Genomic DNA, 14,060 nt, shown 5'->3' with positions numbered 1-14,060 from the left:
ATTTATAGCGTCTAAAAGGAAAAATATAGTACGATCAATCACTTATTTCCCGTATAATTGAAAAAAGGGGTGTGGTTAAAATGAATCAGCAAAAGATGCCGCCAGCACTATTACGACTAATCGTGATCTTTCCAAATGTGCTGAGCTATTTATTACTATTCGGTCTCATCATGTTTGTCATAACAAATTATGAAACGTTAAAAGCAACAAATAATCTAACAGTCTGGATCATTTTTATTGTCGTTTTAGCACCAGCTGCTACATATACGACTTTTAGTATTGTGAGAAAGATTAGGGCTGGACATATGTAAGAGCTTATGCGTGTTACTTGTAGAAAATTAGTTCTACAGGTAATGCGTTTTTTTTTTGACAAGGAGAAGAAAATCATCTGTATTTTTGTTAGTATCATAGGAGTTTGTCTTGTCTTTCTTATTAGAAAACAAGAACGTTTCATAGCACTAGCTTTCAGTGACGCATAAAAATAGCTTTTCCAGGGAAACTAAGAGAGGAAAGCTTTTATAAAAAAGAGAGGTGCCTTTTGTGAATCCAATAAATTGTGATTTTTCACCAATGAAAGAAACATTAAAAGATGAGCTTCTCCACGTGATTATGTCATTACAGCAAAGTGTTCAACAGATGGATACAGAAACAAATTGTCTCCTTGGCAATTTTGAAAAAATTAAAGAAAGATTTGTGGCAATTGAAATGAAAGCAGCCACGTTTTATTTAAATTGTTATCTTTCCCCGTTTACAGAAAAGTATCCTGAACTGTCGCATAGTGTACAAAATATGTCACTGAGAAGACACGGTGGTTTAATCGTGATCCAGCGAGAAGACGCTTTGGAGAAGCTAGTCCAGCCTGGTATTCATATAGGTGCTGACTTAACCCATTCTTTAGTAGAATCAATTTTTTTCCCAGGCAATCCTCTTCATGATGGCGCAGTATTAGTCAACCATAATCAAATTGAATCGGCGGCAAATGTATTACCACTGTCAGAGCGTTATACAGGGGAAAGGAAATTAGGCACAAGACATCGTGCTGCATTGGGATTAAGTGAGGTAAGTGATGCACTCGTTATGGTCGTATCCGAAGAAACAGGGAGAATATCATTTGCCTTTAAAGGCAACTTATACCCTATTACCACACATGGCATTATATAGGGATGATATTCCCTATGTATTTAATATCTCAAATTCGAGATATTTCTCTTGCTTCTTTATCACTTGAGTGGTAAAGTGATAACAGAAGGGAGGATAAAGTCGTGAAAAATCATACATTAGGTACTTTAACCTGGATTCGCATGATGCGCTTTACAGCCCAAAGTAATCAATTATCCAATGAATTTTTAAAACGTTTTGATCTAACCACCGCACAATTTGATGTGCTAATCCAAATAAAAACCTATGCACCTATTACACAATGTCAACTAGCAGAAAAAGTAACGGTCACACAAGGTGGAATGTCTCGCATGCTGGCAAGGCTTGAAAAAGAGGGACTGATTGAGCGTAAGCAAAATTGGAAGACGAAAACGATTTCGTTGACGGCAAAAGGGGAGCAAATGATTGATGCAGCAACACCTAGTCAGCTTCACTTCCAATCCTCATTTTTTGAAGATGTATTAACAGATGAAGAAATGAAAACTTTATATAAATTGATGACAAAGCTGGAAAAGCATAGTCAGGAAAAAAAATTACCACTAGCGTAATTTTTTTTACCCTATCACTTGCTTAGTCAAGTGATTTCGAGGAGGAGCATACAATGAACAAATTAAGTGGACATCATCATATTTCGATGCTAACGAAAAATGGCAAACAAAATAATCATTTTTATACTAAAATTTTAGGGTTACGACGTGTAAAGAAAACCGTGAATCAAGACTCCCCATCCATGTATCACTTATTTTATGGGGACTTAACAGGGGCGGCGGGTACAGAATTAACATTTTTTGAGATGCCTGTTGCGGGACGTACTGTGCGAGGAACCAATGCGATAACAAGTATTGGTCTACTTGTACCAAGCTATGAGAGTTTACTTTATTGGAAATTTCGTTTCCAAGAGCTAAAGGTAGAACATAGTGACATCTCCACATATGCGGGGAAAGACGCCTTATTTTTTGAGGATCATGAAGGGTTGAGAATGGTGTTATTAAACCATCATGGTCAAGAAACACCAGCGCAATGGCAACCATGGGATGGCAATGAAATCCCTGAAGAGCATCGCATTTTAGGGATGGGTACAGTTGAAATGACGGTGCGTTATCTACAACGGACAGTGAATTTACTACAAGATTTATTTCACTATACCGTTGTTGCAGAAAATGACCAAGAGGCAGTTCTGCAATCGATAGAGGGGGAAGTGCTTGGAGAGATTCTTGTCAAAGAATTAGAAGGACCAAGTGAAAAACCAGGTAAAGGAAGTATCCACCATCTTGCTATACGTGTAGCAACGGTCGATGAGCTACTAGAATGGGATACAAAAATTAAAGAGCTAGGTTTAACTAGCACAGGTGTTGTCGATCGTTATTATTTCCAAAGTCTTTATTTTAGAGATCGTAACGGAATTCTATTTGAAATGGCGACAGATGGCCCAGGGTTTACGGTAGATTCCTCGGTAGATGAACTAGGAAAAGAGCTAGATCTTCCACCATTTTTAGAAGAAAAACGAGCAGAAATTGAAGCGATTTTAGAGCCGCTTGAATAAGGAGAGGTAATTCATAATGGAAAAATATCGTATTGATCAATCACAAGGACTTGAATTTGGGCTGTATTCTTTAGGAGACCATATTCCCAACCCATTAACAGGAGAACGAATTTCTGCGCAGCAACGACTAAAAGAGCTGGTTGAAGCTAGCCAATTAGCGGAGCAAGCAGGCATTGATGTATTTGGAGTTGGTGAAAGTCATCAATCTTATTTTACAACACAGGCACATACTGTTGTGTTGGGGGCTATCGCGCAAGCAACTTCTAAAATTAAACTATCCAGCTCTGCCACTGTGTTAAGTGTTTCAGATCCTGTGCGTGTTTATGAGGATTTTGCAACCATTGATTTATTATCAAATGGTCGTGCCGAAATTGTGGCGGGACGCGGATCACGAGTAGGAGCATACCATTTGCTTGGTGTAGATTTACAGGATTATGAAGAACTTTTTGAAGAAAAATTAGAGCTACTTATGAAAATCAATGATGAAGAGCTTGTGACATGGGAAGGCCAATTCCGTGCCCCACTTCATAATGCTCAAATATTACCGCAGCCAAAAAACGGCTCTTTACCGATTTGGCGTGCAGTTGGTGGGCCGCCAGCGAGTGCGATAAAAGCAGGGTATATGGGAATTCCCATGATGTTAACGACTCTAGGTGGGCCCGCTGTAAACTTTAAGCCATCTGTTGATGCTTATCGAGAAGCGGCAGAGCGACAAGGTTTTGTTCCAAATGAATTGCCAGTTGCCACAACAAGCCTGTTTTATGTAGCAGATACAACAAAAGAGGCATTACAAGGGATGTATCCACATTTAAACGGTGGTTTCCAAGCGATTCGTGGGGGAGGCTATCCTAAACAACAATTTGCTCAAGCTACAGATACACGAGATGCCTTAATGGTCGGTAGTAAAGAACAAATTATTGAGAAATTACTCTATCAATATGAATTATATGGGATGCAGCGTTTTATGGCACAAATTGATTTTGGCGGGGTCCCATTTGATAAAATCATGAAAAACATTGAAATCATCGGCAACGATATTATCCCAGCAATGAAAAAATATACAGCAAAATAAGGAGTGTACCATCATATGAAGATTGTCGCACTTGCCGGTTCCATTATTGGCTCAAAAACAAGAACAGCGATGCATAAATTTGCCGAGATTGTCCAAAAAAAATACCCGGAGCATGAAGTGACGCTTCTCGATCTTGCTAACTATCAACTAGTATTTAGTGATGGACGTAATTACTTTGACTATGAGGGCGATACGAAATATGTCACAGAAACGATCATGGCTGCGGATGCTATTGTCATTGGGACGCCAACATTCCAGGCTTCTATTCCAGCAACATTGAAAAATATCTTTGACCTATTACCAGTCAATGCCTTTCGCGATAAAGTAGTCAGCGTCATTGTTACCGCAGGGACGTCAAAGCACTATTTAATGGTGGAGCAGCAATTAAAGCCGATTCTTGCCTACATGAAGGCCCATATTGTGCCAACCTATGTATTTATAGAAGAAAAAGACTTTTTACGCAAAGAAATTGTCAATGATGATGTCCGTTTCCGTCTTGAACGATTAGCAGAGGATACTGTAATGGTAACAGACGCATTTGCAGAAATTCGTGCGAAAAAAGATGCTGAATACGATTTTTAAAGAGTAGTAGAAACGCTGTGTCACTAGGCTGCCACAGCGTTTTGTAGATGATGATCTTTATCCCCATACCGTTAAACAAGAACGTGTATCATTTTCATCAGTGATCAATTGAATGTTTGTGTAATAGGAAGCTGTTGCACGTTCGAACAACTTATCAATAATAGATTCTTCTTTGACAAAAAGGGATACATAGCTTGAATCAATGATTAATAGTACCATTTCACATGAGCTTTTTAAAAAATCTTCATAGCTTTTAATTTCCACAACATCTTCACGTTGAGGAAAGGCTTTCAAGTCAGCAAATATTACATAGTATTCATCAACTGATATACAGTTTAAAAATGATAGGCCATTTAAAATGGTATCATCGGGGAAAAGGTTTGCACCAAGTGTTCCATTCTCTATCTTGTAAGATTCTCCAGGTCCTATAGACCAATGCCAAGTCGCACTAATTAGATTTGTTAAAATATCCAATATATATCTGCCATATTCATTTTTTATTTCAAAGCTAATTCCTCGCATTTTAACGTCCTTTCTACTGATGAATCGATTTATAAGGTTTAAATTGAAGGCGCTCCATAACCACAACTGCATAGAAAAAAACACGCATCTCTTGGTTTCAGTAGCCACCTTAACTATTTGACCATTGAAACCATCGTCCATGGCCGTCAGGACGTTCCATTGTCCGAATAGATTGTATGGTGCCCTGATTCAGAAAATCCTGGTGTAGCTGTACGTCAAAAAAATTGTTATAGCAATGGTAGAGTGGGCGTTTCATGCTAATCTCTTTTAATTGCTCTATTAATGAATGTCGTGATTCGAGTGACATTTGGTTGGCAACATGTGTATGATAAACGACTAACATGGCTTCTTCCTCAATGGTTTGACTGATCTCCTTTATTAGTTGGATTGCATCACCCTTTATTAACTGAATTTCTAATTGACTGAAGATAGGGAGAGCTTCATTTAACAACAATCGACGTTCGTGGTGTTCAGGCGAGATTAAAGCTTGCAGCCATTGACTTTCTTTCTTTTGTCGGAGATCAATGGGATTTAAATCGATGCCAATCCTTTGGTAAACAACGGGTGGCTTTGACACAGACTTAGGAAGTGTTTCCCCTCGGTTTTCTGAAGATATGATACTTCCATTGTTCGTATTGTTAATGGATAATTGATGATTGTAGCAATAATTGTAGTGATCCATACCAAGCTGAAGTCCAGCACTTGCTCCTATTTCTATGAAGGCCAATGGTCGCTGGTGCTTGTGATAAATGTCAGTCATCATAGGATAGAGGTAGGCACAACGTCGAATTTCATTGGTTTGGACAAGTTTTTCTTGAAATAATGACTTTAATTGTTTTGCATGATCCATCACAAATGCTTTGAAGACAGGGTAAACCCCTTGAATGGGATGTGGAGTTGCCGTAAAAGACGCGTAATACTTAGCTAAAGGATCTTTCAAGGAAATCAATAAATATTGAACAGCTGCCAACAATAGATTGGGTGCTGGTTGATTTGGTGGAATCAGGGAGGCAATCTCCAATAGCTCCTCATCCGCAGCCATTTTATTAGCTAAATGTTCATACAGAGGGCTAGAGTTCACGCATTCCTGTTCGGCAAAAAGTCGAAATTGACGACTTAATGTAGCATAAGACATGTATATCTCTCCTTTTGCACATCTATTTATTTTTCAGTCTAATAGTATTGTATAATTTAGTAAATTAAATATATGTTTTAATGAAAAAATAGTAATCATGAAGCATGGAGTATAAATGGTGACAGTCCTTTATTATAGCGGCTCAAACTTGTAATTTCCGAACAGGACACAAAAACTTCATCTTTCACAGCTACGTATTTCAACAGTTGGAGAGACGTTTTAATATTGTGCCATTTGAAGATTTTTCATTGCCAAATGTACCCGTATACTTGTTCTATAAAGAGTCGACGAAAGTCTCAAATCGCCCATTAGAGTTACTACGCACTAGAAATTATTTATAATTCACATGATGTTCAAAAATGAGAAAGATCAGAGTGAAATATTTGTAAGGGGGAATAAACATGGTATTTTCTCTTTTTAAAAAGAAGAAAGATTCACAGCCATTAAAAAATAGAGTCGAGTTTTGCATGACGAATTTATCGCTTGGTGCCGCAGATGCATATGATGTTTTGTTAGAACGTGATGATTTTGACATCGAGGAGTCGGGGTGTACATCGCATTGTGAAATCTGTGAGCAAGGTATTTTTGCTATAGTTAATGGAGAAATCATCACTGCGGATGATGCGGCGGCATTAATAGAGGCTATTGATGAAGAAATAAAGCAAAATCCACTTTTCTAATTAAATAATTAAAAACAGCTTGTGAACGCACAAGCTGTTTTGTTATGGAAATAAGTTTACCAACCACGGACATATTGTACGGGTGGTTGTAGTTCTTCACTTAATTCTTTAGCTGCATGGAGCGGCCAATACGGCTCACGGAGTAAAACACGAGCTAAGAAAATTAAATCTGCACGGTTATTTTGTAAAATTTCTTCGGCTTGAATGGCTGTTGTAATAAGGCCTACTGCGCCAGTAGCGATATCAGCCCCATGTTTGATGGCTTCAGCATGAGAAACTTGGTATCCTGGAAAGACATTGATAGTAGCAGGGACAACGCCACCTGTTGATACATCTACTAAATCTACTCCTTGTGATTTCATCCAGCGGCTAAAGACGATGAAGTCATCCATTGTAGTGCCATCTTCTGCGTAATCTTCTGCAGAAACACGTACCAATAATGGCCCATCCCAAACACTGCGAATGGCATCAATAATTTGGCGTAATATGCGATAGCGATTTTCCTGTGAGCCACCATATTGATCTTCTCGTTTGTTCGTAGCAGGCGATAAAAATTCACTAATTAAATAGCCATGTGCCCCATGAATTTCGAGTACATCAAAGCCTGCCTTTGCCGCACGAATAGCAGCAAGTTTGAACGCTTCAATCACATGTTGAATGTTCTCTTCAGACATGGCTGTAGGTGTTTGATAGTCTGAACTAAAGGCAATGGCTGATGGGGCAAAAATTTCGCCCTCTACGGTTGCTTTACGTCCAGCATGACCAAGCTGGATGCCTGTTTTAGCCCCATATGCTTTCATACCCTCTACTAATTGACGTAAGCCATCAATATGCGCGTCATCCCAAATGCCTAAATCTTTATTGGAGATACGACCTTCTGGAACAACACCAGTAGCTTCTAAAATGATTAATCCTACTTGCCCAGCTGCCCTTGTCGCATAATGGACTTGATGGAAAGGTGTGACCAGACCATCATCCTCAGCTGAGTACATACACATGGGTGCCATGACAACACGATTTTTTAAGGAAATGGATTGTAATTGATAAGGTTCGAATAATTTACTCAAAATAAAGCCCCCTAATTCCTAGTGATAAACTCTATTTTGCACCGAATGTTATCCATTTGCAAGTGAACGAGATCGTGCTACAGCTTCTTTGATACAAGCTTCAATCGCCTTATTAAATTGATATTGCTCTAGCGCTTGAATTCCAGCCTCTGTTGTCCCGCCAGGGCTTGTTACTTTTTTGCGTAGAACATCTGGTTCATCTAAGGATTGCTTGAGCATTTCGGCAGTACCTGCAAGTGTTTGTGTCATCAATAATCGTACGGTATCTTTAGATAGGCCTACCTCTGTCCCTACACGCTCGAACGCCTCCATTAAATAATAAATATAAGCAGGGCCACTACCTGAAAGGGCTGTGACTGCATGTAATTGATCCTCATCGACTTCAATAACAGAGCCAACAGCCTCTAATAACTGGAGAAAAAGAATACGCTGTGCAGTAGACACTTCGTTATTGAATGAAATGCCACTTGCGGACATACCAATAGTGGCAGACGTGTTAGGCATCACCCGTGCGACTGGACGGCTCCCTAAAAGTTCAGTAATCGTCCCAATGCCAATACCCGCTAGAATCGACAGAATCGCAGACTGTGCTGTAATTTTGGGTTTTAACTCACGCATCGCTGCAATTGCGTCTTTTGGCTTCATCGCCAAAATAATTAGATCTGCCTGACGATAAATGGCCTGATCAAACATGCAGTGGATGCCATATGTTTCTTGTAAGAAATGCAGACGTTCTTTATCAGAGCGATTGGTGACGTAAATTTCCTGTGGTGAAAATACCTTTTGCTTTATCCACCCTTGAATCAATGCCTCTGCCATTGAGCCCGCACCGATAAATAAAATTTTTTTCATGAATAAAACCTCCAGTTCAAAATAAAAAAGCGCTCTCGTCCTTATTTAGAAGGACGAAAACGCTCTTGTTTCCGCGGTACCACCTTTGTTTGCCAATATTGGCACAACTCTTAGCCCTCTTATCGCAAGGGAGACGGTTATGTTTGCATAACTGCTCAGAAATAGGTTCGGTAATGGGAGTGGGTGATGTTACTCTCAGCAAATGTAACACTCTCTAACACCTTCACCAATTACGTACTCGGCTTCTTCAACGCACATTAATAATTAGATTATTCAAAATTATAGTGATGGAAAAGCAACCTGTCAACAGGAAGATGACGAAAACAGAAAAAACTTGTAAAATAGAATGAATCAGTATTCACTAGCGAGTAAAAAGGGGGAGACAACTTTGTCTATATACAAAATAGAAATACCAACACCCTATGAAGTAGGAGATGTCAATGCATTTATTGTGAAAGGTGATGCACTTAGCATTTTTGATGTTGGACCAAAAACAGTAGAAGCCTATGATGCTCTGAAATGGGGGATTCGCGCTGCGGGCTATGATATGCGAGATATTGAACAAGTTGTACTCACCCATCATCACCCTGATCATGCGGGATGGGTCGATGCTTTTCCATATGCTGAAATTTTAGGCCATGCCTATAATGATAAATGGCTTCGTCATGACGAAGAGTTTTTACGTTATCACGAGCAATTTTACAGTGCATGTTTATTTGAACATGGGGTGCCACAAGAGTATATTGCTAAAAGCGTGCATGTACGTCGTGAATTAGAGCTTGTAGGAGAACGTCCATTGACACAAATTTTGACCGATGGAGATGAAGTACCTGGGCATCCAGGATTAAAGGCAATTGAAACATTAGGGCATGCACAAAGCCATTTTATTTTTTGGGATGAACAAACACATCATGTGATTGGCGGAGATTTATTACTTGAAAAAATCACGCCCAATCCTTTAATTGAACCACCATTAGATCCTTCATTGGGACGTACAAAATCATTATTACAATATAATGAATCCCTCGAAATCTTACGCCAATTGCCTGTCAAAATGATGTATACAGGACATGGGGCTGAACTACAAGATATTCCGATATTAATTGATAAACGACTAGAAAGACAGCATCAGCAATCCATGAAAGTTTGTGAATTACTAGGGGATGATCAATTAACGGTTGTGCAAGTGACGAAACGATTGTATCCAGCTATCTTCCAGCATATGCTTGGATTAACCTTGTCTAAAACGTTGGGGCATTTAGATTATTTAGAGGCAAATAATTATATTACTTCATCGAAGACAGAAGAAGGTATTTATTTATTTAAAAGAAAGTAGGACTATATATGAATAGGAAGACGATCTTCGTAACAGGGGCAACAAGTGGAGTAGGCTTAAAAATAACAGAGTTGCTAGTAGCCCAAGGTCATACCGTTTATGCCACAGGCCGCAATGCTGTAGCATTAAAAGTTTTAGAACGTTTGGGAGCCAAAGTCATCCAAGCTGATTTAACCCATTTACATACACTCGACGCTGTTTGTGCCCAGCTTCCTCCTATTGATGTCGCCATCCTTTCAGCTGGTGTTGGAAAGTTTGCTGAGGCTCCTAAGTTAATGGATGAAGATATTGCACAAATGATTGAATTGAATATTGGTGTACCCATTTATCTTGCTAAACGGTTAGCTTCCACGATGATGAAGCGAAATCAAGGGCATTTGATTTTTATTGGTTCACAGGCTGGCAAGGTCGCCACTCCGAAAGCAAGTGTTTATGCAGCTACTAAACATGCAATTGTAGGATTTACCAATGGACTACGCATGGAGCTTGCACCATATCATGTAAAAGTAACAGCCATTCACCCTGGTCCAATCGATACACCATTTTTAGACAAGGTCAATGATCAAAGTGGCTATCGCGCATCTTTAGGCAGATTTTTATTATCAGCTGATGAAGTAGCACAGGCGACAATTAAAACAATTGAACGCCCAGTTCGAGAGGTCAACCTCCCAAAAATCATGGGGCTGTCTAGTAAACTGTATGCATTGGCACCTGCAACAATTGAGTTCCTAGGGAAGTCATTCTTCCATAAAAAATAATGAACATCTAGCTGTAAACATGTTCTTGGCATGTCTACAGTTTTTTCATACTGGCAAAGAAAAGGGGGGTAATATGTATACAATTGGACAAGTGGCAAAATTTTTAGGCATTTCTAGAGATACGATCAAATATTATGAGGAAAAGGGATTGGTCAAGCCTCACCAAAATAGCGAAAATGGCTATAGAACGTATAATCAATTGGATATTTATAATTTGACAACCGTCAATTTTTATCGAGAATTGGATTTAGAAATTAAACGAATACAAGAAGTGAGAAAGGGCATGAGCATAGAGGGAATCCAACTCGTATTGGAGGAGAAAGAACAACAAGTGTTAGAGGAGATAGCCTATAAAAAACTACTGTTAAAAAAACTCCAAAATGCTAAAGAAGATTGCCAAAAAATTCAACAATATGTAGGTACCTTTACGATAAAAGAAATGAAACCTCTAGCCATGTTAGGCGTAATAGACCATTATACAGCTTATGAAGAGTATGACGCACTCAAAGAAAATACAGACAGTTTAAAAAAAGCGGTGATCCTGACATCATTAAGAAGGGTCATTCACTTTAATGAACAGGGCATGCAGAAAGATAAATTTATGATTGTGCGAAAGCTAGAAGAAAACGAGAAAACATTAGAAGAGCAAGTTTTATATCATCCTAAATGTTTATATACGGTAATTGAAGACGGAAGATGGTCAACCGGGGGAAAAAATACAGATGACCAAGTGGAAGCGACTATTAGAAGAGTAGCAAAAGAAAATGGCTATAAACTTTTAGGTCTCGTTTATATTAACTTATTACTAGCGACTTACGAGGGAGGGTTAGAACGAATTTTTTTAGAAATGTATGTCCCAATAAAATAGAGTGATGGCCAGAAATATGTATTGACCTGTGAGCAACCCCCAGGTTTAAGCTGAAGGTATTCAGAACGAAACGGGGGATTTATTATATGAACAGAAAAAAGAAGCTAAAAAGACCAGTAGCAAGCTTCGTTATCCTCACTAATATCATCTTTTTACCACTTTTTTGCCTTGTAGGCGCTGTCAAAATGCTAGGGCTTCCTACATGGGTATTCGATATAGTCCGCTGTCTATCAGCATGGTCATCGACTTTTGCCTTTGCCATACTATTTCCAAAAATTTATCCAGGGCAGCACTTTTTACATTTCGTGAAACAAAAATTTAAACATCAACTCCAATTTTCTGTCATTCTTTCTGTCTTGCTCATTCAAGGCACCATCTTTATCATCATCTTACTTCTAGCTATGAATCATGCTGAAGCTGACGCTATTTTTACTATTTCATCCTGGGGAATGCTTAGTTATTATTTCTTTAAAAATCTGTTGTCAGGACCTATAGGAGAAGAATTAGGGTGGAGAGGCTTTGCCTTGCTTGAGCTTCAAAAGAAATATGGGTCATTACAATCTGCGATTATCATAGGATTTTGGTGGGGGATTTGGCATTTACCGATTTGGTTTACAACTGGATTTACAGGGCTGGAGCTACTGAAATACATCGTATTCTTTATGCTTTCCATCATTTCTACGACCATCATTATGACAGCCTTCTATTCAATTAATCAAAATTTAATAATTCCTATAATCATTCATCAATTCTTCAATTTTTTTATTGGCATAATAAACGAGAATTTAATTATTTTAATGATGTATAACGCTATCCTGTATTCAATAGCAGCCTTTCTACTTATACTTATGAATCCAAAGAAGGTTTGGTCAAATAAATCTATCCAATGAAAGTAAACGCGTAGATTTCCATTACGCGTGGTCGAGCTGTTCCAAGCAATAGTTCGTTTTTTTATCCAGTAATAGCGGCGCACAAGAATCCAATTTATACATTGGATTCTTTTTTGTTGTAATTTATATAGTATACATTTATGTCTATAGTAGAAAAGTGTTTTTTCGAGTGAATATCATTGATTTTCTTCAGAGTGATGTATGGATAAACTGACTTTTTATAAGAAAAATAAAAGTCTATTAATTTATAAAAATACGCTTGTTTTTATTTTTATAACATGATACTATTCGTGTATAAACTTTTAATTGAATGTATAAACATACATATCTATAGAGCAATGGAGGCGTATTTAATTATGGCAAATAAAAAGGTTGTACTAGCATATTCAGGTGGACTTGATACTTCGGTCGCAATTCCATGGTTAAAAGAACAAGGTTGGGACGTTATCGCAGTATGTCTTGACGTTGGTGAAGGGAAAGATCTGGAGTTTGTAAAAAACAAAGCTCTACAAGTAGGAGCGATTGAATCTTATATGGTGGATGCAAAGGATGAATTTGCTGAAAACTATGCATTAATTTCATTACAAGCACACACATGGTATGAACAAAAGTATCCATTAGTGTCGGCTCTTTCTCGTCCATTAATCTCGAAAAAATTAGTTGAGATTGCGAACCAAGTAGGTGCGGATGCTGTAGCTCATGGTTGCACAGGAAAAGGAAATGACCAAGTACGTTTTGAAGTTTCTATTAAAGCATTGAATCCTGATTTAGAGGTATTAGCACCAGTACGTGAGTGGGGCTGGAGCCGTGATGAGGAAATCGAATATGCGATGAAACATAATGTACCTATTCCTGCGACATTAGATTCTCCATTTTCAATTGACCAAAACTTATGGGGTCGTGCGAATGAAGCGGGCATTATGGAAGATCCATGGGTATCTCCACCAGAAGAAGCTTATGGCTTAACGGTTTCAGTAGAAAATGCACCAAATGAAGCAGAGTACGTGGAAATCGAATTCGTGGCTGGTAAACCAGTTGCTTTAAACGGCAAAGAAATGAAGCTTGCTGATTTAATACAGGAATTAAACGCAGTAGCAGGTGCACATGGCATTGGACGTATCGATCACGTTGAAAATCGTTTAGTCGGTATTAAATCTCGTGAGGTTTATGAAATTCCTGGTGCTAAGGTGTTGTTAACGGCTCATAAAGAGCTTGAGGATTTAACACTTGTCAAAGAATTAGCCCACTTCAAGCCAGTCATTGAGAAAAAACTATCTGAATTAATTTATGATGGTTTATGGTTCTCTCCATTACGTGATGCACTTGAGGCATTCCTTACCCAGTCACAGCAATATGTGAATGGTACAGTGCGTGTGAAATTATTCAAAGGGCATGCCATTGTAGAAGGACGTAAATCACCAAATTCACTATACAATGAAAAATTAGCCACATATTCGAAGGAAGATCAATTCAACCACGCTTCCGCTGTAGGCTTTATCGAACTATGGGGTCTACCAACTGTAGTGAACTCAGCTGTTAATAAAAAGTAATCGTAATAAGCAGGGTGGGGTGAAGCATTTGTGCTTGACCTACACCT

Annotated in this window: 16 protein-coding genes and 1 other annotated feature; of the genes, 12 read left to right on the top strand and 4 right to left on the bottom strand. The window is 38.5% G+C overall.

Annotated elements, in window-relative coordinates:
* Positions 1–80 precede the first annotated feature (80 nt).
* The 6 genes from AC3CH7_RS10125 to AC3CH7_RS10100 all read left to right on the top strand — a co-directional run bounded on the left by AC3CH7_RS10125 (position 81) and on the right by AC3CH7_RS10100 (position 4,355).
* On the top strand, positions 81–311 hold the full coding sequence (locus tag AC3CH7_RS10125) for a hypothetical protein (protein ID WP_008178293.1): 231 nt from the start codon (positions 81–83) through the stop codon (positions 309–311).
* Positions 312–540: 229 nt separating this feature from the next.
* Positions 541–1,161, top strand: a complete 621-nt coding sequence (gene cdaS / locus AC3CH7_RS10120) for a sporulation-specific diadenylate cyclase CdaS (protein WP_080695213.1) — start codon at positions 541–543, stop codon at positions 1,159–1,161.
* 140 nt (positions 1,162–1,301) lie between these two features.
* On the top strand, positions 1,302–1,706 hold the full coding sequence (locus AC3CH7_RS10115) for a MarR family winged helix-turn-helix transcriptional regulator (protein ID WP_206700972.1): 405 nt from the start codon (positions 1,302–1,304) through the stop codon (positions 1,704–1,706).
* A 53-nt stretch (positions 1,707–1,759) separates the two neighbouring features.
* Positions 1,760–2,701, top strand: coding sequence for a ring-cleaving dioxygenase (locus AC3CH7_RS10110; protein WP_488381723.1), 942 nt, complete (start codon positions 1,760–1,762; stop codon positions 2,699–2,701).
* A gap of 16 nt (positions 2,702–2,717) precedes the next feature.
* Positions 2,718–3,773: an LLM class flavin-dependent oxidoreductase gene (locus tag AC3CH7_RS10105; protein WP_012294978.1), complete on the top strand. Its 1,056-nt coding sequence runs from the start codon at positions 2,718–2,720 to the stop codon at positions 3,771–3,773.
* A 15-nt stretch (positions 3,774–3,788) separates the two neighbouring features.
* On the top strand, positions 3,789–4,355 hold the full coding sequence (locus AC3CH7_RS10100) for an NADPH-dependent FMN reductase (RefSeq protein WP_031417509.1): 567 nt from the start codon (positions 3,789–3,791) through the stop codon (positions 4,353–4,355).
* Between the two features lie 57 nt (positions 4,356–4,412).
* Here the strand turns inward: AC3CH7_RS10100 and AC3CH7_RS10095 are convergent, their stop codons facing one another.
* Both AC3CH7_RS10095 and AC3CH7_RS10090 read right to left on the bottom strand, forming a co-directional pair.
* On the bottom strand, positions 4,413–4,877 hold the full coding sequence (locus AC3CH7_RS10095; RefSeq protein ID WP_012294976.1) for a DUF2691 family protein: 465 nt from the start codon (positions 4,875–4,877) through the stop codon (positions 4,413–4,415).
* A 109-nt stretch (positions 4,878–4,986) separates the two neighbouring features.
* Entirely contained in the window at positions 4,987–6,012 is a 1,026-nt protein-coding gene (locus AC3CH7_RS10090; RefSeq protein WP_488381722.1) for a DUF2332 domain-containing protein, read from the bottom strand.
* A gap of 401 nt (positions 6,013–6,413) precedes the next feature.
* Here AC3CH7_RS10090 and AC3CH7_RS10085 point away from each other — a divergent pair, with 401 nt between their 5' ends.
* The gene (locus AC3CH7_RS10085) at positions 6,414–6,692 is read left to right on the top strand and encodes a YuzB family protein (RefSeq protein WP_080717362.1); all 279 of its coding nucleotides are present in this window, start codon (positions 6,414–6,416) and stop codon (positions 6,690–6,692) included.
* Positions 6,693–6,748: 56 nt separating this feature from the next.
* Here AC3CH7_RS10085 and namA read toward each other — a convergent pair whose 3' ends face one another.
* A complete protein-coding gene (gene namA, locus AC3CH7_RS10080; RefSeq protein ID WP_012294973.1) occupies positions 6,749–7,759 on the bottom strand; it encodes an NADPH dehydrogenase NamA in 1,011 nt (336 codons plus the stop codon).
* Between the two features lie 48 nt (positions 7,760–7,807).
* The gene (gene proC, locus AC3CH7_RS10075) at positions 7,808–8,611 is read right to left on the bottom strand and encodes a pyrroline-5-carboxylate reductase (RefSeq protein WP_197225259.1); all 804 of its coding nucleotides are present in this window, start codon (positions 8,609–8,611) and stop codon (positions 7,808–7,810) included.
* A 46-nt stretch (positions 8,612–8,657) separates the two neighbouring features.
* Positions 8,658–8,871: a binding site (T-box leader), on the bottom strand.
* An 86-nt stretch (positions 8,872–8,957) separates the two neighbouring features.
* Here proC and AC3CH7_RS10070 point away from each other — a divergent pair.
* From AC3CH7_RS10070 to AC3CH7_RS10050, 5 genes are all read left to right on the top strand, one after another.
* Positions 8,958–9,947, top strand: a complete 990-nt coding sequence (locus tag AC3CH7_RS10070) for an MBL fold metallo-hydrolase (protein WP_051800271.1) — start codon at positions 8,958–8,960, stop codon at positions 9,945–9,947.
* An 8-nt stretch (positions 9,948–9,955) separates the two neighbouring features.
* Positions 9,956–10,705, top strand: coding sequence for an SDR family NAD(P)-dependent oxidoreductase (locus AC3CH7_RS10065; protein ID WP_012294969.1), 750 nt, complete (start codon positions 9,956–9,958; stop codon positions 10,703–10,705).
* A 73-nt stretch (positions 10,706–10,778) separates the two neighbouring features.
* Positions 10,779–11,573 carry a MerR family transcriptional regulator gene (locus tag AC3CH7_RS10060; protein WP_031416259.1) on the top strand — a complete coding sequence of 265 codons (795 nt, stop codon included), beginning with the start codon at positions 10,779–10,781 and terminating at the stop codon, positions 11,571–11,573.
* A gap of 86 nt (positions 11,574–11,659) precedes the next feature.
* Complete coding sequence (locus AC3CH7_RS10055) at positions 11,660–12,463, top strand: CPBP family intramembrane glutamic endopeptidase (protein ID WP_488381721.1); 804 nt, start codon at positions 11,660–11,662, stop codon at positions 12,461–12,463.
* Between the two features lie 356 nt (positions 12,464–12,819).
* The gene (locus tag AC3CH7_RS10050; RefSeq protein ID WP_036162036.1) at positions 12,820–14,013 is read left to right on the top strand and encodes an argininosuccinate synthase; all 1,194 of its coding nucleotides are present in this window, start codon (positions 12,820–12,822) and stop codon (positions 14,011–14,013) included.
* Positions 14,014–14,060 lie beyond the last annotated feature (47 nt).

The organism is Lysinibacillus sp. F12, assembly GCF_057773605.1.
This window is presented reverse-complemented; position numbering and strand designations above follow the sequence as displayed.

What these genes read in the sequence shown, in the direction of transcription:
- AC3CH7_RS10125 (WP_008178293.1), top strand. Translation starts at nt 81, where the DNA reads ATGAATCAGCAAAAGATGCCGCCAGCACTATTACGACTAATCGTGATC.
- AC3CH7_RS10115 (WP_206700972.1), top strand. Translation starts at nt 1,302, where the DNA reads ATGATGCGCTTTACAGCCCAAAGTAATCAATTATCCAATGAATTTTTA.
- AC3CH7_RS10110 (WP_488381723.1), top strand. Translation starts at nt 1,760, where the DNA reads ATGAACAAATTAAGTGGACATCATCATATTTCGATGCTAACGAAAAAT.
- AC3CH7_RS10105 (WP_012294978.1), top strand. Translation starts at nt 2,718, where the DNA reads ATGGAAAAATATCGTATTGATCAATCACAAGGACTTGAATTTGGGCTG.
- AC3CH7_RS10100 (WP_031417509.1), top strand. Translation starts at nt 3,789, where the DNA reads ATGAAGATTGTCGCACTTGCCGGTTCCATTATTGGCTCAAAAACAAGA.
- AC3CH7_RS10095 (WP_012294976.1), bottom strand. Translation starts at nt 4,877, where the DNA reads ATGCGAGGAATTAGCTTTGAAATAAAAAATGAATATGGCAGATATATA.
- AC3CH7_RS10090 (WP_488381722.1), bottom strand. Translation starts at nt 6,012, where the DNA reads ATGTCTTATGCTACATTAAGTCGTCAATTTCGACTTTTTGCCGAACAG.
- AC3CH7_RS10085 (WP_080717362.1), top strand. Translation starts at nt 6,414, where the DNA reads ATGGTATTTTCTCTTTTTAAAAAGAAGAAAGATTCACAGCCATTAAAA.
- proC (WP_197225259.1), bottom strand. Translation starts at nt 8,611, where the DNA reads ATGAAAAAAATTTTATTTATCGGTGCGGGCTCAATGGCAGAGGCATTG.
- AC3CH7_RS10070 (WP_051800271.1), top strand. Translation starts at nt 8,958, where the DNA reads ATGAATCAGTATTCACTAGCGAGTAAAAAGGGGGAGACAACTTTGTCT.
- AC3CH7_RS10065 (WP_012294969.1), top strand. Translation starts at nt 9,956, where the DNA reads ATGAATAGGAAGACGATCTTCGTAACAGGGGCAACAAGTGGAGTAGGC.
- AC3CH7_RS10060 (WP_031416259.1), top strand. Translation starts at nt 10,779, where the DNA reads ATGTATACAATTGGACAAGTGGCAAAATTTTTAGGCATTTCTAGAGAT.
- AC3CH7_RS10055 (WP_488381721.1), top strand. Translation starts at nt 11,660, where the DNA reads ATGAACAGAAAAAAGAAGCTAAAAAGACCAGTAGCAAGCTTCGTTATC.
- AC3CH7_RS10050 (WP_036162036.1), top strand. Translation starts at nt 12,820, where the DNA reads ATGGCAAATAAAAAGGTTGTACTAGCATATTCAGGTGGACTTGATACT.